Origin of the sequence: Streptomyces sp. NPDC002888 (assembly GCF_042888465.1) — a bacterium.
Lineage (GTDB): Bacteria > Actinomycetota > Actinomycetes > Streptomycetales > Streptomycetaceae > Streptomyces.
In genome coordinates this window covers 24,464-42,615 of sequence record NZ_JBIAPU010000017.1, presented here as the reverse complement: position 1 = coordinate 42,615, position 18,152 = coordinate 24,464, and the positions used below count along the sequence as shown (strand labels likewise).

Annotated in this window: 19 protein-coding genes and 1 tRNA gene; 7 read left to right on the top strand and 13 right to left on the bottom strand. The window is 71.4% G+C overall.

Annotated features, from left to right (window positions below; genetic code table 11):
- Nucleotides 1–49: 49 nt before the first annotated feature.
- The 3 genes from ACFYWX_RS26465 to ACFYWX_RS26455 form a co-directional block, all read right to left on the bottom strand.
- Nucleotides 50–2,059 (bottom strand): FtsX-like permease family protein, encoded by a 2,010-nt coding sequence (locus ACFYWX_RS26465; protein WP_389426592.1) that lies wholly within the window; start codon nucleotides 2,057–2,059, stop codon nucleotides 50–52.
- A 102-nt stretch (nucleotides 2,060–2,161) separates the two neighbouring features.
- Nucleotides 2,162–2,845, bottom strand: coding sequence for an ABC transporter ATP-binding protein (locus ACFYWX_RS26460; protein ID WP_389426591.1), 684 nt, complete (start codon nucleotides 2,843–2,845; stop codon nucleotides 2,162–2,164).
- A gap of 20 nt (nucleotides 2,846–2,865) precedes the next feature.
- A complete protein-coding gene (locus ACFYWX_RS26455) occupies nucleotides 2,866–3,237 on the bottom strand; it encodes a DUF4333 domain-containing protein (protein ID WP_389426590.1) in 372 nt (123 codons plus the stop codon).
- Between the two features lie 159 nt (nucleotides 3,238–3,396).
- Between ACFYWX_RS26455 and ACFYWX_RS26450 the strand changes: the two genes are divergently transcribed.
- Nucleotides 3,397–4,566, top strand: a complete 1,170-nt coding sequence (locus ACFYWX_RS26450; RefSeq protein WP_389426589.1) for a sensor histidine kinase — start codon at nucleotides 3,397–3,399, stop codon at nucleotides 4,564–4,566.
- A 94-nt stretch (nucleotides 4,567–4,660) separates the two neighbouring features.
- A complete protein-coding gene (locus tag ACFYWX_RS26445; RefSeq protein WP_389426588.1) occupies nucleotides 4,661–5,908 on the top strand; it encodes an amidohydrolase in 1,248 nt (415 codons plus the stop codon).
- Nucleotides 5,909–5,924: 16 nt separating this feature from the next.
- Here ACFYWX_RS26445 and ACFYWX_RS26440 read toward each other — a convergent pair whose 3' ends face one another.
- The 5 genes from ACFYWX_RS26440 to ACFYWX_RS26420 all read right to left on the bottom strand — a co-directional run bounded on the left by ACFYWX_RS26440 (nucleotide 5,925) and on the right by ACFYWX_RS26420 (nucleotide 8,572).
- A complete protein-coding gene (locus tag ACFYWX_RS26440; protein WP_389426587.1) occupies nucleotides 5,925–6,728 on the bottom strand; it encodes an SAM-dependent methyltransferase in 804 nt (267 codons plus the stop codon).
- 78 nt (nucleotides 6,729–6,806) lie between these two features.
- Nucleotides 6,807–7,454, bottom strand: a complete 648-nt coding sequence (locus ACFYWX_RS26435; protein ID WP_389426586.1) for an endonuclease — start codon at nucleotides 7,452–7,454, stop codon at nucleotides 6,807–6,809.
- Nucleotides 7,451–7,792 carry a DUF3140 domain-containing protein gene (locus tag ACFYWX_RS26430; RefSeq protein ID WP_389426585.1) on the bottom strand — a complete coding sequence of 114 codons (342 nt, stop codon included), beginning with the start codon at nucleotides 7,790–7,792 and terminating at the stop codon, nucleotides 7,451–7,453. Before ACFYWX_RS26430 ends, ACFYWX_RS26435 begins: the two co-directional genes overlap by 4 nt.
- A gap of 43 nt (nucleotides 7,793–7,835) precedes the next feature.
- Nucleotides 7,836–8,318, bottom strand: coding sequence for a Dps family protein (locus ACFYWX_RS26425; protein ID WP_389426584.1), 483 nt, complete (start codon nucleotides 8,316–8,318; stop codon nucleotides 7,836–7,838).
- A complete protein-coding gene (locus ACFYWX_RS26420; RefSeq protein ID WP_389426583.1) occupies nucleotides 8,315–8,572 on the bottom strand; it encodes a WhiB family transcriptional regulator in 258 nt (85 codons plus the stop codon). Before ACFYWX_RS26420 ends, ACFYWX_RS26425 begins: the two co-directional genes overlap by 4 nt.
- Before the next feature lie 215 nt (nucleotides 8,573–8,787).
- On the opposite strand from ACFYWX_RS26420, the gene ACFYWX_RS26415 reads away from it, so the two are divergent.
- Together ACFYWX_RS26415 and ACFYWX_RS26410 are read left to right on the top strand one after the other, a co-directional pair.
- Nucleotides 8,788–9,975 carry a thiolase family protein gene (locus tag ACFYWX_RS26415; RefSeq protein ID WP_389426582.1) on the top strand — a complete coding sequence of 396 codons (1,188 nt, stop codon included), beginning with the start codon at nucleotides 8,788–8,790 and terminating at the stop codon, nucleotides 9,973–9,975.
- A 182-nt stretch (nucleotides 9,976–10,157) separates the two neighbouring features.
- Nucleotides 10,158–10,925 carry a sulfite exporter TauE/SafE family protein gene (locus ACFYWX_RS26410; protein ID WP_389426581.1) on the top strand — a complete coding sequence of 256 codons (768 nt, stop codon included), beginning with the start codon at nucleotides 10,158–10,160 and terminating at the stop codon, nucleotides 10,923–10,925.
- On the opposite strand, the gene ACFYWX_RS26405 is transcribed toward ACFYWX_RS26410, so the two are convergent.
- Both ACFYWX_RS26405 and ACFYWX_RS26400 read right to left on the bottom strand, forming a co-directional pair.
- Nucleotides 10,914–11,717, bottom strand: coding sequence for an HAD-IIA family hydrolase (locus ACFYWX_RS26405; RefSeq protein WP_389426580.1), 804 nt, complete (start codon nucleotides 11,715–11,717; stop codon nucleotides 10,914–10,916). The two genes, ACFYWX_RS26410 and ACFYWX_RS26405, sit on opposite strands and share 12 nt — an antisense overlap.
- A gap of 75 nt (nucleotides 11,718–11,792) precedes the next feature.
- Nucleotides 11,793–12,467, bottom strand: a complete 675-nt coding sequence (locus ACFYWX_RS26400) for an enoyl-CoA hydratase-related protein (protein WP_389426579.1) — start codon at nucleotides 12,465–12,467, stop codon at nucleotides 11,793–11,795.
- A gap of 169 nt (nucleotides 12,468–12,636) precedes the next feature.
- Between ACFYWX_RS26400 and ACFYWX_RS26395 the strand changes: the two genes are divergently transcribed.
- Nucleotides 12,637–13,383, top strand: coding sequence for a cobalt-precorrin-6A reductase (locus ACFYWX_RS26395; protein WP_389426578.1), 747 nt, complete (start codon nucleotides 12,637–12,639; stop codon nucleotides 13,381–13,383).
- A 115-nt stretch (nucleotides 13,384–13,498) separates the two neighbouring features.
- On the opposite strand, the gene cobF is transcribed toward ACFYWX_RS26395, so the two are convergent.
- Both cobF and ACFYWX_RS26385 read right to left on the bottom strand, forming a co-directional pair.
- The gene (cobF, locus tag ACFYWX_RS26390; RefSeq protein ID WP_389426577.1) at nucleotides 13,499–14,272 is read right to left on the bottom strand and encodes a precorrin-6A synthase (deacetylating); all 774 of its coding nucleotides are present in this window, start codon (nucleotides 14,270–14,272) and stop codon (nucleotides 13,499–13,501) included.
- 74 nt (nucleotides 14,273–14,346) lie between these two features.
- Nucleotides 14,347–14,883, bottom strand: coding sequence for a DUF309 domain-containing protein (locus ACFYWX_RS26385; protein WP_389426576.1), 537 nt, complete (start codon nucleotides 14,881–14,883; stop codon nucleotides 14,347–14,349).
- A gap of 100 nt (nucleotides 14,884–14,983) precedes the next feature.
- On the opposite strand from ACFYWX_RS26385, the gene ACFYWX_RS26380 reads away from it, so the two are divergent.
- Nucleotides 14,984–15,057, top strand: a tRNA-Pro gene (locus ACFYWX_RS26380).
- Nucleotides 15,058–15,260: 203 nt separating this feature from the next.
- The gene (locus tag ACFYWX_RS26375; RefSeq protein ID WP_389426575.1) at nucleotides 15,261–16,784 is read left to right on the top strand and encodes a hypothetical protein; all 1,524 of its coding nucleotides are present in this window, start codon (nucleotides 15,261–15,263) and stop codon (nucleotides 16,782–16,784) included.
- Here ACFYWX_RS26375 and ACFYWX_RS26370 read toward each other — a convergent pair.
- Complete coding sequence (locus tag ACFYWX_RS26370; protein WP_389426574.1) at nucleotides 16,765–18,102, bottom strand: PQQ-binding-like beta-propeller repeat protein; 1,338 nt, start codon at nucleotides 18,100–18,102, stop codon at nucleotides 16,765–16,767. The two genes, ACFYWX_RS26375 and ACFYWX_RS26370, sit on opposite strands and share 20 nt — an antisense overlap.
- Between the last annotated feature and the right edge of the window lie 50 nt (nucleotides 18,103–18,152).

The window sequence follows — 18,152 nt, the reverse complement described above, 5'->3', positions numbered from 1 at the left end:
GGGGGAGCGGCCCCTGTGGGCCACCCCCGTCGGTCGTGCCGTGCTGCGGTCAGTCCGCCGTCTGCGCCGGATCCGCGGTCACCCCGCGCAGCAGCGGCCTGCTGCCGGCGATCGCCGCGAACATGGCCAGCGCGCCGACGACCACGCAGGCGGCCAGTTGCAGGGCGCCGGAGGTGTTGATCGTGGCGCCGGCCGCCTTGTTGAGCTCGTAGGAACCGTAGACGCCCATGGCGGTGGTGCCGCCGGCCAGCGCGACCAGGGGGAGGACCGTCTCGCGGAGCCTGGCCCGGTCCAGCACCTCGAGCGGGGTTCCGGCCAGCCGCAGCAGGCCGTACACGCGGCGCCGGTCGAGGACGTTCGCGGCGGCGGTCAGGCCGGCGGAGGCGGTCGCGACGAGGAAGCTCAGGGCCAGGGTGGCGGTACTGACCTCGGCGATGCGGCCGATGTTCGTGCGGTCGTTGGCCGTCGCGTAGTCCCGGGTGTACGGCGGGGTGCCGTGGGCTACGGACATGAGGGCGGTGACCGCGGTGTCGATCCGGTCCGGGCCGCCGGAGACACGGGCGACCACGCCCGGGCTGCCGCCGAGCAGAGAGTCGGGGTTGTCCTCGCGCCCGACGGTGACGGTCGCGGTGACGCCCGCGCGGTCCAGCAGCGTACGGGCCTCGGTGGCGGCGTGCCGGGCGTGGGCGGCGTCGGCGGTGACCACGGCGACCTGGTCCCGGTACTGCGAGCCGTCGGTGCCCAGCTGGCTCACGGAGAAGAAACCGGCCGCGAACCCTGCGAGGACCAGGCCGCTGACGGTGCGCCAGGCGCCGCGCGGGTCGTCGCTGAGCCTGCGCGCGGCCAGCAGGGTCGCCGGGCGGCGGGCGCAGCGGCCCACGATCCTGCCGAGCCGGTCCACGACCCACGGGCCGAACAGCCAGAACGCGCCGTAGAACAGCAGCAGCAGGGCGAGCGCCTGCCGGGTCGTCAGGCCGCCGCTGCCGCCGGACTGGAAGATGCACAGGAGGGCCGCCACGAAGGCCACCAGCCGGATCACCCGGGTGCGGCGCGGGTTCGCCTGCTGCGCGACCCCCAGCGGCGAGGACGCCACCTGGCGCAGCATCGACACCGCGCTGACCGTGATGAGCCCGGTGACCGCCGCCACCACGGCCGTGAACCACGGCAGACCCACCCACAGCTGCCCGGTGTACCAGCCGCCCACCCCGTACGGAACCTGCGCCAGGACCGGCAGCAGCGCCACGTAGGCGAGCGCGCCCGCGAGGGCGCCGGCCGCGCCGACGGCCGCGGCCTCGGCGGCGGTCATGGCGATGATCTGCCGTGGGGTCGCCCCGGCCAGCCGGAGCGCGGCGAGCCGCTGCTCGCGGCGGGCCGCGCCGAGCCGCCCGGCCGCCGAGGACAGCACGACCACCGGCATCGCGAGGAGGACCACACCCAGCAGCGCCGCCCCCTGGTCCGTGGCCGTGAACATGCTCGCCTCCGTCCCGGAGAACCCGGTGACCTCGGCGCGCGCGGCCTGCCCCAGGTCGAACCAGCTGCCGCTGTCCTCCACGGTCTTGGACACCGCGGGGTCGGTCGGCGCCCGGCCCACCACGGCGGCCAGCTCGTCGGGCGAGGCGAGCCCGGCCGCGCCGATCGTGCCGTACGACGTCACCTTCGGGAAGCGGTCGGCCAGTTGGCCGGCGGGCAGTTCGCGGACCAGCTCGGCCAGGGCGGGGGAGAGGTAGACCTCGCCCTTCTTCGGGAACGCGTCGAGGCCGGGCGGTGCGGGGGTCCGGGCGCGGTCCGGCAGCTGGGCCAGCGAGACGACGGTGACGGGCTCATGGCGGACGTAGGTCGTGGCGAGAGCCTGGACGGCGGTGCCGTGCTTCGCCGGGGCGGGGGTGCGCCAGGCGGTGCGGTCGGCGCGGTCACCGGAGCCGAGGCACGCGGCGATCATCACCAGCATCACGAACGCGCCGACGGCGGCGGCCCCGGCCGCGAGCAGCTGGCTCTGCAGGCCGCGGCGACCGGACGACCGGGCGAGGTGCCAGGTCAGGGGCAGGACGGGGGAACGCATGGGGATCTCCGGAGCTGTCTTGGCCGGGGGGCCGGGTCAGACGACCGTGCGGGGGTGAGCGGGGCCGGGTCAGATGACCGTGTGGGGGTGGGCGATGGTGTGTCAGGCGACCGTGTACTGGCTGTGGCCGCTGATCCGGCCGTCGCGGACCTGGAGGATCCGGCCGCAGTGGGCGGCGACGTCGGCGTCGTGGGTGACCATCACGAGCGCGGCGCCCTGCGCGCGGGTGACGGAGGTCAGCAGCCGGACGACCTCCTCGCTGGTGGCCTGGTCCAGCGCGCCGGTGGGCTCGTCGGCGAAGACCACGTCCGGTTCGACGACCAGGGCCCGGGCGATCGCCACCCGCTGGGCCTGACCACCGGAGAGCTGGCCGGGGCGGCGCCGCTCCAGACCGTCGAGGCCCAGCGGCGCGAACCAGCGGCGGGCCCGCTCGACGGCCTTCGCGCGCGCAGAGCCCTCCAGCATCAATGGCAGGGCGACGTTCTCCTCGGCGGGCAGTTCGGGCAGCAGCTGCCCGAACTGGAAGACGAACCCGAACCGGGCCCGGCGCAGCGCGCTGAGCCGGTTCTCGCCGAGGTCGTCCATGCGCTCGCCGCGCAGCAGGACCTGCCCGCCGTCGGGCCGGACGATCCCGGCGAGGATGTGCAGCAGGGTGGACTTGCCGGACCCCGACGGGCCCATGATGGCGAGGGAGTCGCGTTCGCCGACCTCGACGTCCGCCCCGGCCAGCGCGGTGGTGGAGCCGTACTTCTTGACGAGGCCGTGGCCGGCCAGGACGGTGCTCATGATGGGCCGTGGCTCCTTGCTCAGCGGTCGAACTTCCAGGTGATGGACGAGTCCGTGGCCTGGACCGTGGTCACCTGGATGGGGATGGTCGCACCGTCGCTCTTCCTGCCGGTGCAGGTGACGGTGGCTCCGGCCACCGCCTTCAGCCCGGTCGGGCAGGTCACGTCGTGGACCTTCGGGCCGACCCAGGGCAGCGGGTGGTACTTGCTCTGGGTGCGGCCCGCGAGGATGTGGGGGGCCAGCGCCGGGTGGCCGCCCACGCTCACCGTGCTCTGCTTGTCCAGTTCGGTGGTCGACTCGGTGCCGGCGACCAGATGGGTGGTGAGGGCGCCGAGGGCGACCACCGCGGCGGCGCCCCCGACCACCCCCACGACGAATCTGCTGGGCTGCATCACGTACTCCTGAAGGCGAAGGGGAGGAAGTGGCTCCACCCTGGCAGGCACAGGCCCACGCACGCCTCGGCCATACGGCCGGGTTCGCCGGTCCTGCCGCCCGGCTCCTCGACCGTTCGGCCGATCCGGTCGCCTCCCGCCTCGCATACGGTGACCGGCATGAAATCCGTTACCGGCCGGGGCTGCGCCCGCGGGGTCGCCGTGGGCGCCCTGCTCGGCGCCTCGGTCTACGACGTGGTCATCGCGGGGGCCAACTCCCAGGCGCTGTGGCCTCCGACCCTGGTGATCCTGGCCGGCCTCGCCGCCGTGCTCTGGCCGGTGCCGCGGCGGCCGCGGTGGCTCACCCCGCAGCTGCGCACCGCCGTGCCCGCACTGCTGTCGGGGGCCTTTACGGCGGTGGCGCTCCTGACCCACCGGCCGGCGCTGTTCGGGCCGGGCGAGGTGGTGATCCTGCTGTGCCTGCTGTTCGTCGCCGTACGGCACTGCCCGCAGCCGTGGGCCCTGGTGTGCGGGCTCCTGGACGGCACGGCCCTCCTCGCCCTCTCGGTGCGGTACTTCCAGTCGGTCCAGGAGGACGAGACACAGGGCCTGGTGGTGGCGGGCCTCGCGCTGATCGGCCTGGTCGGCGGGCTCGCCGGGTACCTGCGCTCGCTGGACTACCGCCGGGTGGTCGCGGTCAGCCAGACGCGCCGGGCGGAACGCCTCGCCATCGCCGCCGACCTGCACGACTTCGTCGCCCACCACGTCACCGGCATCCTCGTGCAGACGCAGGTGGCGCGCATGATGGCGACCACACGGCCCCAGCAGCCGCAGGAGCTGGACCCGGTCCTGGCCGGCATCGAACGGGCCGCCACGGAGGCACTGGCCTCCATGCGCCGCACGGTCGGGGTGCTGCGGGACACCGGACCGGACGCCGCCGACCGCCGCCCGGTCGGCGACCTGGCGGCCATCGCCGAACTGACCGAGGGCTTCGCGACCCCCGGCCAGCGCGTCACCCTGCGCCGCGATCCGGCCGTCTCCGACGACCTCCCGCACGAGGTGCAGGCCGCGGCCTTCCGGGTCGTCCAAGAGGCGCTGACGAACGTACGACGGCACGCGGCCGACGCCGCCGAGGTCACCGTCCGGCTGCGGCGGAACGGGGACCGGCTCGAGGTGGCGGTGACCGACGACGGCCGCGGCGGCATCCAACTCCCCGACGCCGCCCACGGCGGCGGCTTCGGCCTCGTCGGCCTGAAGGAACGCGTGACCGCCCTGGGCGGCGAACTGCACGCGGGGCCACGGCGCGGGCAGGGGTGGGAGGTGCGGGCGGTGTTTCCGGGGAAGGGCTGAGGAGGGCCCGGAGCATCGCGACCCCGGCCGTGTTCCCGGCGGGCGCGGGCCGGAGCCGCGTACTGTGCGGCCGTATCGAGGAGAGGGAAGCAGCATGAGCGAACCGGTCGACGTCGCCCGACTCACCCAGGATCTGACCTCCGGGCTGCGGGCCGGGGCCGGCGACCTGGAGGACTTCTACCGCGACCTGCACCGTCACCCCGAGCTCGCCTTCCAGGAGCACCGCACCGCGGCCAGGCTCGCCGGACGGCTGCGCGCGGCGGGGTACGAGGTGACGGAGGGCGTCGGCCGTACCGGGGTCGTCGGGGTGCTGGCGAACGGGGACGGGCCGGTGGTGTGGCTGCGCGGGGACATGGACGCGCTGCCGGTGCGGGAGGCCACCGGCCTCGACCACGCCTCCACCGTCGACGGCGTCATGCACGCCTGCGGTCACGACCTGCACGTCACCTGGCTGGTGGGCGCAGCCGAAACGCTCGCCGCCGCCCGCGAGACATGGTCGGGCACGCTGGTCGTGGTCGGGCAGCCCGCGGAGGAGGACGGCGGCGGAGCGGGGGTGATGGTCGCGGACGGTGTCCACGAGCGCTTCCCCCGCCCGGACGTGCTGTTCGGTCAGCACGTCGTGCCCGGACCCGTCGGCCTCTGCCCGCACACCCCCGGCCTGATCCTGTCGGCGTCCGACGAGATCGACGTCGTCGTGCACGGCGTCGGTGGCCACGGCTCACGCCCCGAGTCGACGGTCGACCCGGTGGTGACGGCCGCGTACGTCGTCACCCGGCTCCAGTCCGTGATCTCGCGCGAGGTCGCGGCCAAGGAGTCGGCGGTGCTGACGGTGGGGCAGTTCCACGCCGGGACCAAACCCAACGTAATCCCCGCCGAGGCCCGGCTCTCGCTGAACCTGCGCACCCAGTCGCCCCAGGTGCGCGAGCACGTCCTCGCCGCGGTCCGGCGCGTCGTCGAGGGCGAGTGCCGGGCCGCCGGCTGCCCGGTGCCGCCGGAGGTCACCGTGCTGCCCGGCTACCCGAACACCGTCAACGACGCCGCCCTCGACCAGGAGATCGCCGCCGTGCACCGCGAACTCCTCGGCGCGCACACGGTGTTCGACTTCGGCCCGGCGATGGGCAGCGAGGACTTCTCGTTCCTCGCGCCCGAAGGCGTGCCGTACGACTACTGGTTCGTGACCTCGACCCCGGCCGACGTGTGGGAGGCGGCGCCGGGCGAGGAACTGACCGAGAAGCTCGACAACGTGCCCGGCAACCACAGCCCGCTGTTCGCCCCCGACCTGTCGGTGCTGGTCCCGGGCGTACGGACGCTGGTGTCGGCGGCGTTGAGCCGCCTCACCTGAGCAGAACCGCAGACCCTCAGGACTTGCGGCCGACCGCCCCGTACAGCGACACGGGGCCCGGCCCGAGGCCCGACTCGCCCTCCGCGAGCTCGGGCCGCCAGTCCGGCACCGACACGATCCCGGGCTCAGCCAGGTCAAGTCCCTTGAAGAAACGGCCCACTTCGGCATAAGAGCGGGCCACCAGGGTCACGCCTCCGGCCGCGTACGCGGCGATGCCCCGCCGTACGTTCTCCGGCTCGAAGTCGGCGGTCATCGCGGACAGCACCAGGCAACTGCCCGGCGCCAGCGCGTCGACCAGCGTCTCCACCAGGTCGTACGCGCCGTCCTCGTCGGCGATGAAGTGCAGCAGCGCGATGAGCGACAGGGCGACGGGCCGGTCGAAGTCGAGGACGTGAGCCGCCTGTTGGAGGATCGTGCGGGGATCGCGCGCGTCGGCCTGGACGTACTCCGTGGCGCCTTCCGGCGTGCCGTGCAGCAGCGCGGCCGCGTGGGCGAGGACGATCGGGTCGTTGTCGACGTAGACGACCCGGGCGTCCGGCGCGGCGGACTGGGCGATCTGGTGGAGGTTGGGCTCGGTCGGGATGCCCGAGCCGATGTCGAGGAACTGGCGGATTCCCGCCTCCCGCGCGAGCAGTCGCGTGGTGCGGTGCATGAACCAGCGGTTGGCGCGGGCGGCCCGGGGAGCGCCCGTCTCCATCTGCCGCCCGAGCTCCTCGTCGACCGGGTAGTTGTCCTTGCCGCCGAGGAACCAGTCGTACACCCGGGCCGGATGCGGCCGGCTCGTGTCGATCCGTCGCCCGGCCGACTCGGTCCCCGTCACGCGCTGCTCCTCTGCTCGGTGGCCGGCACGCCGTTCGGGTCGTACGGGCGTGCGATGCGTCCGAGCAGTCTTACATGATCACGCGGCCCGGCGGAGACTGTCTTCGGCCACCTCCTTGTCGAGGGCCGCACGCACCAACGCGGCCGCGAGGACGGCCGGTTCGGTGTCTCCCGCGAGCTTCACCAGGCGCCCGGGGTCCTTCGGGAGCCCGAGCCGCTCCGCACCCGACAGCGCCTTGGGGTCCAGGCGGGGCGCGACCTCCGGCCACACCCGCTGGACCTCGCGCAGGAAGATGTCGGCGCCGGCCGGACCCATGCCGGGGACCTCCTGGAGGAGCCGGCGCAACGCGGCGACGTCGCCGTCCGCCTCCGCGCGCAGCCGCCGCAGATCGCCGCCCCACCGCTCGGTCAACAGCTCGGCTCCGTCGCCCAGTTGGGTCGCGGTCCGCTCGTCGTAGCGCCGGTAGCCGCCCCGGCCCAGCGCGTCGACCCGCCGCTGCCGATCGGCCTCGGCCATACGGTGGGGGTCGCGCAGGCCCGCCTCGTGCAGGGCCCGCGCGGCGGCGACCGCGACGGAGGCGCGGATGCGGGCGCTGAGCAGGAGGGCCAGCACCAGCAGCCGGTACAGCGGCTGCGGGGTGTCCCGCAGCCGGATGCCCGCCTCCTCCGCGTACGTCCGCCCGTGCGCGCCGACGAGTTCCCGTACGACGCGCCCCTGGTCGCTCATGGCTTGAGCGGATCGTGCCCGACGGTCATCAGCCGGTGGCGGCGCCGGGTCTCCCCAGGCTCCTCCGGCGCGGGCTCGTTCTCCAGGTCCGTCTGCGCGGTGACCGTGTCGACGACCCGGTACATCACCCGGATGTCGTCGTCGGTGAGGTCGGTGCGCCGTTTCTGGAGGATCGCGAGGACGTGCTGCCCGGTGGGCGAGCCCGCCGCCTCGGGCAGCGGCTCCGCGTTCTCGTCGGCGTCGCGGACCCGCAGCCAGGCCGCGAGCTCCTGCGAGGTCATGTTCACCACGCGGTGGAAGTCCTCCCACAGCGCGTCGAGTTCGAGGGCGTCGGTCATGGGTGCCCCTCCTCTGTGTGGGTGTTCTCTCGGCCCTGCGCGGTCAGCTGTCCGGCGACGCGTTCTCGGCCTCGAACATCCACCGCTGCTTCTCCAGGTCGGCTGTGATGCTGATGAGCAGGTCCTGGGTGACCGGATCGGCCTTCTCGGTCGCGTCGATCCGCTCGCGCAGCCGTCCGATGGCGGCGTTCAGCGTCTCGGCGATCAGCCGGACGACGTCCGAGTCGCGCAGCCACCCGTCCTTCGGGCTCGGCAGGGTGAACGCCGAGGCGATCGTCTCGGGGCGTCCGTCCGGCGGCAGACCGAGCGCGGAGGCGCGTTCGGCGACCGTGTCGGCGTACGACCGGGCCGACGACACCACCTCGTCGAGCTGCAGGTGGATCGAGCGGAACCGCGGACCCACGATGTTCCAGTGCGCCTGCTTCCCGATCAAGGAGAGCCCGAGGAGATCCACGAGAGTGCTCTGCAACGCATCCCCGGTGACCTGACGGGCCTCTTCGGGAAGCGGGCTCTTGACGACGGTCATACCGTGCTTCTCCTTGTCCTTCGGTGTCTGGCGGTACGGAGCAGTTCCGCGCGCTCCTCCTCGCAGGTCCCGCCCCACACGCCCGAAGCCTGTCCGCTGCTCAGGGCGAACGCGAGACATTCGGTGATCACCGGGCAGCGGGCACAGACGCGCTTGGCGGCCGCGATGTCCCGCACAGCCGGTCCTGTCGAGCCCACGGGGAAGAACAGCTCGGGGTCCTCGCCCACGCAGGCGGCACTGCGCAACCACTCCATGGAGGCGCGGGTGCCCCGGGCGAACCGGTGCAAACACGGCGTGTTCCAGCCTGTCGGCACCTGGCCCGGGAGGCCTGTGACCTCCGTGAACACCTCTTCCCCGTCCGGCGGGTCCCAGGCCTGCCGGATCTTCCCAGGGTGCGGACGGCGGTCTATAGTCCAAAACTAGCAGCGCTAATTAAGGTGCTCGTCCCATGGTGATCAGGAGTCCTGTCGTGCGCCCCGTCCATTTCGCGGCCGCCCGCCGCACCCCCATCGGCAAGCTCCGCGGCGCCCTCTCCGGTGTGCGGCCCGACGACCTCGCCGCCGCCGTGATCCGCGGCCTGGTCGCCGACGTGCCCGCGCTCGACCCGACCCGCGTCGACGACGTCTACTGGGGCGCCGCCAACCAGGCCGGCGAGGACAACCGCAACGTCGCCCGCATGGCCGCGCTGCTCGCCGGCCTCCCCGAGTCCGTGCCCGGCGCCACGGTCAACCGGCTGTGCGCCTCCGGCCTCGAGGCCGTCACCACCGCCGCCCGCACGATCGCCGCGGGCGAGGCCGACATCGTGATCGCGGGTGGCTCCGAGTCGATGAGCCGCGCCCCCTTCGTGCTGGCCCGCCCCGACGAGGCCCTCCCGCACCGTCTCGAGACCGTCGACACCCGGCTCGGCTGGCGTCTGGTCAACCCGGCGATGAAGGAACTCCACGGCCTGTTGTCCATGGGCGAGACGGCGGAGGAGGTCGCCGCACGCCACGGCATCCCCCGCGAGCGTCAGGACGAGTTCGCCCTGCGCAGCCACCGGCGCGCCGCCCTCGCCCGCAAGAACGGCCACTTCGACGACGAACTCCTGCCCGTGGAGCGCCCGGACGGTGTGGTCGTCGACGCCGACGAGTGCGTGCGCGAGGACACCTCGTACGAGAAGCTGGCCCGTCTGAAGCCCGTCTTCCGCGAGGGCGGCACCGTCACCGCGGGCAACGCCTCGCCCATGAACGACGGTGCCGCCGGACTGCTCCTCGTCAGCGAGGAGGCCCTGAACGACCTGGGCCTCGAGTCCCTCGGCCGCTACGTCGCCGGCGCCTCGGCCGGCGTCCACCCCGACGTCATGGGCATCGGGCCGGTCCCCGCCACCCGCAAGGCGCTGGCCCGCGCCCACTGGAGCGTCGGCGACATCCAGGAAGCCGAGTTCAACGAGGCCTTCGCCGCCCAGGCCCTCGCCTGCGTCGACCAGCTCGGCATCGACCCCGACCTCGTCAACCCCAGCGGCGGCGCGATCGCCCTGGGCCATCCGCTGGGTTGCTCGGGAGCACGCATCCTGACGACACTGCTCCACCGGATGCGGCGGACGGGAGCGGAGCGGGGGCTGGCGACGATGTGCGTGGGGGTGGGGCAGGGGAGCGCGATGCTGGTGGAGAGGCACTGAGGCACTTCTGAGCGCCGGTTGAGGTCATTCAGCCCGTCCGTCGTTCGAGGACGAGGCCGTTCGGGCCGAAGCGGGGGTCTGGGGGCGGCGGCAGCCCCCAGCAAGGCCCACACCAGCCACGGTGCCACCAGGCGAGACGGTGGTTACGGCATCGGTTAGGTGCCCTTAGCATCGGTATCCGCATGGACACGATCACGCACCTCACCACCTGGGAATTCGCCGCCCTCGCTCTGGCCGCCCTGCTCGTCGGCTTCTCCAAGACCGCCGTGAGCGGAGCCAACACGGTCAGCCTGGCGATCTTCGCGGCGATCCTGCCGGCCCGCGCCTCCACGGGCGTCCTGCTGCCGATCCTGATCGCCGGCGACGTCCTGGCCGTCCTCACCTACCGTCGGCACGCCCACTGGCCCACGCTGTGGCGCCTGTTCCCGGCGGTCGCGGCCGGAGTGGTCGTCGGGGCGGTGTTCCTGATGTGGGCCGACGACGAGATCGTACGGACGTCGATCGGTGCGATCCTGCTGCTGATGGCGGCGGTCACCCTGTGGCGGCGCAGGACGGCCGACGCCGAGGACGAGCCGGACTCGGTCACCACCCGAACGGGCCGCGTCAAGGCCCGCTCCTACGGCGTGCTCGGCGGATTCACCACGATGGTCGCCAACGCGGGCGGCCCGGTGATGTCGATGTACCTGCTGTCGGCCGGCTTCCGGAAGCTGGGCTTCCTCGGCACGTCGGCGTTCTTCTTCCTGATCGTGAACATCTCCAAGGTGCCCTTCAGCGTCGGGCTCGGCCTGATCGACGGCCCCTCGCTGCTCCTGGACGCCGCGCTCGTCGCGTTCGTCGTCCCCGGGGCGCTGCTGGGCAAGTGGGCCCTGAACCGGATCAACCAGCGCCTCTTCGAGCAGCTGGTGATCGCGGCGACGGTCGTCGGCGGCGCACAGCTGCTACTTCGCTAGTCCCAGCATCTTTGGCAGTCCCGCGAACGAGTCGACCACGTGATCAGGCGTGCCACTCGCCGCCCGGTGGGTCTGAGGCAGGTACTTGCCCGTCTTCACCAGCACTCCCGTGATCCCGGCCCGCTGCGCCGCCAGTACGTCGGACTCGATGTCGTCGCCCACCATCAGCGCCTCGTCCGCGCCGACCCCGAGATGCCCCAGCGCCGCGGCGAAGAACGCCGGCGACGGCTTCCCGGTCACCTCCGCCTCGACCCGCGCGGCCGCCTCGAGGCCCGCCAGGAACGCACCCGAGTCGAGCTGGAGTCCCGCGTCGGTGCGCCAGTACAGGTTCCGGTGCATGGCCACAAGGCGCGCACCCCGCTGGAGGTGCCCGAAAACCCGGTTCAGCGCCTCGTAGCCGAACTCGGGACCGGCGCCGCCGACGATGACGACGTCCACGTCGGCGTCACCGTCGCCCTCGCCGTCGTCGACCAGGGTCACCCCGGCCAGGTCCTCCCCGATGTCACCGCCGCTGTTCAGCAGCGCGCAGCGCGCTCCGGGGGACCGGTCGGCGAGGTGCGCCGCGGTCACGGTCGGCGCGGTGAGGATGTCCTCGGCGGTCACCGGGAAGCCCGCGCCCTCCAGCGTGCCGGCGATCGACGCGCGCGTCCGGGATGTGGTGTTGGTGACCAGCGCGACGGCGAGCCCGGCGTCCCGGATCTCGCGCAGCGCGTCGACCGCGCCCGGCAGCGGCTGCCACGAGAGCGTCAGCACCCCGTCGATGTCGATCAGTACGGCACGCACTGCGTCCATGCCGGGACGATAACGCGGCGCCGGACGCCCCGCAGGGTGTCCGGCGCCGCCGATCCCGTGTGTGCTGTGGAGGCTTCAGTCCCCGAGCGGATTGCTCTTCTCCCGCAGCGCGGCCAGCGCCGGGGCGTACATGCGGCGCTTGATCGTGGCGAGGGTGTCGCCCGCCTTTCCCGCCTGTGCCGCGGCGAGCTCGACGGCGGTCGACCGTACGGCGTCCTCGTCCACCGCGTGGTCCACGATCCCGGCGGCGAGCGCGTCGTGGCCGCCGAAGCGGCGGGCGGTGACCATGGCCTCGTGCGCGGTCCGCGGGGCGAGGCGCCCCTGGATGAGCGCGGACATGCCCGGTGTGAACGGGATGTTGATGTCGGCCTCGGGCAGGCACCAGAAGCCGCGGTCGGCCCGCATCACGCGGAAGTCGTGCGAGAGGGAGAACATCGCGCCCGCCGCGAAGGTGTGCCCCTGCAGCGCGGCCACGGTGACCACTGGGAGCGTCAGCAGCCGGGCGAAGAGCTCGTGGACGGAGATGACGTAGCTCCGGTACTGGTCGCCATGGGCGAGCAGCCAGTCCAGGTCGAGGCCGTTGGAGTAGAACTTGCCCGTCGCTGCGGTGACCAGGGCGCGCGGCCCCTCCGCCTTCTCCACCTCGTCGAGAGCGGCGTCGACGGAGGCGATCCAGTCGGGGTGGAAGCGGTTCTCGCTGTCTCCGAGGTCGAGTACGAAGACATTGTCCCGGCGGTCGAGGTTGGGCATGTGTGCTCCACGTCCGAAGGCTTGGCCCAGCAGGTCTACTTGTCGGTAACTTATGGTGCGCGGCAGGGCGGGCGCAAGGGTCGTCCTGCGCGGAAACCCGCAATCGGCAGCCGGGAACGGCCTGGCCCCGGCCTTCTCCGCCGGTGCGGCGCCTCGTACGCTCGACGCCATGTCCCCGCACGTCCTCGTTCTCGGCGGCACCACCGAGGCCCGCCGACTTGCCGCCGAACTGGCTGCGCGCCCCGGCGTACGGGTGACGACGTCGCTGGCCGGGCGGGTGTCACGGCCGGGGGCGTTGGAAGGGGACGTACGCGTCGGCGGGTTCGGCGGGGCGGAGGGGCTGGCCGGGTGGCTGCGCGAACGGGGTGTGGACGCGGTCGTCGACGCCACGCATCCCTTCGCCGCGGGCATCACGGCCAACGCGGCCCGGGCCGCGACGGCGACCGGGCTGCCGCTGCTGGTGCTGCGCCGACCGGGATGGCAGCCGGGCCCCGGCGACCGCTGGCACCCGGTCGACTCCCTCGCCGCCGCCGCGGAGCTGCTGCCGGAGATCGGCCGCCGGGTCTTCCTCACCACGGGACGCCTGGGCCTGGCCGCCTTCGCCCGTCTCACCGACCTCCACTTCGTCGCCCGCTCCGTGGAACCGCCCGAACCACCCATGCCCCCGCACCTGGACGTGCTGCTGGCACGCGGCCCGTTCACCGTGGCCGACGAGACGGCGCTGCTGCGGGAGCACCGCGTGGACGTCGTGGTGACGAAGGACAGCGGAGGAGAAGCGACGGCGGCGAAACTCACGGCTTCACGGCACCTGGGCCTGCCGGTCGTGGTCGTACGCCGGCCACCGCTCCCGGAGGGCGTACCCGTCGTCCCCGACGTCCCCGAGGCACTGGCCCGGCTGGGGCTCGGCCCGCGATGAGGGGGCGCGGGTCCGGTGGACGGCGCGCGGCACCTCGTCCCGCGTGATCGTCACGAAGACGATGTTCCGGCAGCGCCGGGAGACGATGTTCCGGCGGCGACGGGTGCCGTACGGCCTAGGAGTCCTTGGGGTTCCGTCGCAGCAGGTACGTGTCCATGATCCAGCCCTTGCGCTCGCGCGCCTCGGCACGCAACTGCTCGATGCGGGGCGCGGCCTCGGCGATCGGGCCAGAGGCGAGGATCTCGTCCGGGGTGCCTATGTAGGCGCCCCAGTAGATGTCGATGTCCTGGTCGGCGTACTGCCGGAAGGTCTGGTGCGCGTCCAGCATCACGACCACGTCGTCCACCCCCGCCGGGAACCCCTCGGCCAGCCGCCGCCCCGTGGTGATCTGCACCGGGCGGGCCACCCGGTTCAGCCCCGTGCGGTGCCGGGCGACGAGCGCCGAGACACTGCTGATCCCGGGCACGACGTCGTACTCGAAAGCCACCGCGCCGCGCTCCAGCACCTCCTGAAGGATCCCGAGCGTGCTGTCGTACAGCGCGGGATCGCCCCACACCAGGAACGCGCCGCTCTCGTCCTCGCCCAACTCCTCGGCGATCAGCCGCTCGTAGATGTCCGCGCGGGCGCTGCGCCAGTCCCCGACGGCGGGGGAGTACGCGGCGCCGCCCGCCTTCCGGTCCCGCTCCGGGTCGCGCGCCTGCACCAGGCGGTACGTCCCCTGCGGTATGTGCGCGTCGAGCATGTCCCGGCGGAGCTGGGTGAGGTCGCTCTTCACCTCGCCCTTGTCCAGGACGAAGAACACGTCCGTGCCGCGCAGCGCCCGGACCGCCTGCAGGGTCAGCTGCTCGGGGTCGCCCGCCCCGATCCCGATGACATGAATCTTTCGCACGCCACGAGTCTGCCGTACGCCACTGACAGCGCGTGCACCGCGTCCGGACCCCGCCCCGTCCTCGTGCACCCGCGTCACGGCTTCCGCAGCCGCGGTGCCCGCTCCCGTGCGTCCACCGGCCGGCCGCCGCCCTCCACGGCCTCGGCCAGCTCCCGCGCCCACACCACGAGCTCCGCCAGCCCCATCCCGTACGGCTGCCACCGCGCGCCCGCCGACGCCCACTCCTCCACGGCCCCGGCGCCGCGCCGCAGCAACCGCGCCCCGCCCGCGACGTTCCCGCGGGCCGCGTGGGTGAGCCCCACCGCGAGCTGGGCGAGCCCCCGCCACAGCGCCCGCTCCTCCTCGGGCCCCGACTTCCAGGCGTCCTCGAAGACCTCGTGCGCGTGGAACGGCTTCCCCGCGTCCAGCAGGACCTGCGCCTCGGTGACGCTCTCGTCGGGGGTCCGTACGACCCCCTCGGGCTGCCGCTCCACGCCCTCTTCCCCGTAAGGCAGCGGCCGCCCGAGCCCGTCCCGCGGCCGTGCGTTGCGCGCCCGCCCCTCACTGTCCCGATCCCGCGCGCCGGCCCCCCGAGCCGGGGAGGTGCCGCCTGTACGCCCTGTGTCGCTCATACGTCGATTGTCCCGCGCCCCCTGCCCCCTTCGGAGGGGCGCCCGGCGTGGGGTAAAGTGCTGTCCGCGCGATCACGCGGGTCACCGCGAGAACGCGCAACGGGACGTGGCGCAGCTTGGTAGCGCACTTGACTGGGGGTCAAGGGGTCGCAGGTTCAAATCCTGTCGTCCCGACAGAGCGCCTGGGTCATCTTCCCAGGTCAGGGCCTTGTTCCACTTCGGTGGAACGGGGCCCTCGGTCGTTTCGGGCGGCACCCCAAAATGAGATCCGAATGAGTGACCTTTTGCGCTGAAGCGTTTGCGGTGGACGAAAATGTGCAAGGCGACTGCAAAGGAATCAGGCGTCGGCGGATCGGGGCGAGAAGTTGACTGCTGTAATGGATCTCCGAAACAATGACACGCTCTTCGCGCTCATGGATGACATGTATAAATGGCGAGTGCGTTCAGTGGAGCGAATCAATTATGCCAGCACTCTTTGGATCGAGCGCACGCGTATCCTCCATGCGAATCCGCTGACCAATAATTTCGATCCTGCGGATGACGTGCTCAATATTCATCCGGCCTACCTGTCGGGCCCGGGTGGCGGTGATGCCTGGGTAAGGCTTCCGTTGGCGGCCTTCCCCAAGAAGCCTCTTCTGGACCTGCACATCGAGGTGGCTGAAAAGCCTGTATTTCGAATCCCTCGCAGAATCAGTGATGACGCTTCGGCCCGCTACCTGGCAAGACGGGTAAAAAAGCTCATCGAAGAACTGAAGTCGGCGGGCCTTGGCGACATCGGCAGTTACGAGCGACTTCAGGAGGTCATCCAGAATGAGAAGCTGTTGGCTTTTCTTGCTGGAATGTGTAAATTCCAGACGGGCGTGCCGTACCAAGTGCAGGACGGTGACCTGAGGGATTACGTTGAGGAAAAATCTGTCCAAGAACACTGGACGGGGAAGCTCAACGAGGAATGGGGGGAGCAGTTTTTTGACTGTTCGGTGGTGGACAATGCGGCACTGAACCCGCTGCTGACACTGCAATGGATCAACAAGATCAGTTGGGACGGTGAAGCGGAACCATTTCGGATCAATAGCCCCGATGCTGACGTTCCAGCCATGCTGAATGCCGTGATGACCCTTCTCAAGGAGCTTCGCCACTGCCAGAGCGTTGAAAATGAGAAGGTGCGAGCAGCCGCTCGGAAGACCATGGGGCTGTACAAGTTTCTTGGCCGGTTCTGGGTTGCGCTGGCGGATTGTAAGTTGGACTTGCGGGAACCGTTCATTGCGACGATCTCGGAGATGCGCACAACGGATGACATCAAGCTTTCTCAAGACACAAATGCGGCGGGTCTTTGGAGGCAAGCAAAATCGGCTCTGCTCATGAGAGATGAGAATCTCGGCCCCGTGGTCACGTTCAAAGACGCCAAGGCGAATGAAGTCAGCATCAGGATCGCTGATCCAAATGTGGAAATGAGCCGCAACGGAGGCCACTTTGTGACGGTTCTGAATGATCACGGTAACGACGTGACGGTACATTTGGAGGAAATTGATCAAAAGGAGCTGATCTTCATCTACTCTGCCGAGCAGCAGCGGGATCGAGTGGTGAATGTTGGCTTCATCCTTCACCCGACAGCCTCTATCAGGGTCATCAACTGGGTCGTACTCGGCATTGTCCTCTTTACTACGTTTGCCATTGTCGCGGGCTGGCGAATCTTTGTGCGAAAATTGAACGCACCGCATGTGGCGCTACTGCTGACGCCCTCGACTTTTGCAACATCCCTTCTTCTCGTGCGAGATGCTTCCGCGCTGAGTCGAGAACTGACCAAGAGGATCAGGTTCCTCACCGCGGGAATCTTGTCCTTCCTTTGGTTCCTCGCTATTGCCTATTACGTCTTCAACCAGATCAGCCTGGGAATTGAGTAACTCTTCGGGAAATCGCCCCGGCCCAGCCGGTCGCGCGCCGGATCTCGATGCCGGACCTGGCCTTCACCACGCCCGCGTGGGCATTGACCTGGTAGGGCGTGGCGCCGGGGTCTGTGGATCTGTCCTTGCCGGTGCGGGCGTCGAGGACGACGGGTCCGTTCGTGGTCTTGCCGTAGACGGCTCCGTGCCAGGCCGTCGAGATGCTGGGCTGCAGCCGGGAGGTGTCGTCGTCCTCGATCGCCCACAGCTCGTCGAAGGTCTTGGCGTCGAGCGCGACGACCCGCGTCTCGGCTGCCTTCGGCCCCGCCTCGCAGACGACCGCGGCGCGATCGTCGAACCAGCAGTCGAGGAGGGGGAGGTCGCTCTTCTGCACGAGACCGGAGGCGGCGTCCGGTACTCGACCGCTCGACGTGGCCACGAGGGCCGCGCTGCTTTCCACGAGCACCCTCTGCGGGTCAGCCTCCACGGTGAACAGTCCGCCGCCCACCGGATCCAGCTTCGCGCTGCCCAGCTCCGGTGCCGGGTAGGTCCAGGTCTTCGCGCCGTCGGCCAGCTTCAGGCCCTGGACACTGATGCCGCCGCTGTCGTCGCTGTTGGTGTCGGTGACCCCGACGACCACGCCGTCGTCGAGGAACTCCGCGGCGAAGTCCCTGGCCGTCCACACGGGCTTGCGGGTGTCCAGCGCGATGCCGAGGGTCACGGCGTCGGTGTCCATGCCGATCTTGAGCGCGGCGACGGTGCCGTCGGAGCCGGCGAGGACCACATCGCCCTCCTGCTGCTCCTCGGGCCGTTCGAGCGTGGTCGTCCACAGCCGCTTCCCGGAGTCGGCGGCCAGGGCGGTGAGTTCGATGACGCTACGGTCGGGCGTCGTGCCGGAGCCGGGCACGGTCACCGGGAAGGCGGCGAGGAGGGCGGACCGTCCGTCGAGCGACACGAGAGTCGGCCGGCCCAGCCTCTCGGGCATGGCGTAGTCGGTGTCCTTGCTCGGTTCGCCCTGCGGCGTCACGCTCCACAGCTGCTTGCCGTCGAGCACGCTGTGAGCCTTGACCTCGGTGTCCGAGACCGCGTACACCGTGGTCCCCTGGAGCCGGGTGGACCAGGGCCCCCCGCTTTCGTCGCCGTACGCGATGATGATCGAGCCCTGGGAGGCGAACTTGAGGGGCGGGTCGTACGGTTTGGCCGTCGGCGCGGGGCCGGCGCTTCTGGTCGCCCTGCCCTTCTCGGCGCCGTCGTCGTGGTCCTTGGACCCTCCTCCGCACGCGGTCGCCAGGCTCAACGCGAGGCCGACCGACACCGAAAGCCGAGCGGTACGTGCCATACGACGCATTCGAACACTCCCCGTGTGCCGATCCAGTCGTCCTGACCGCA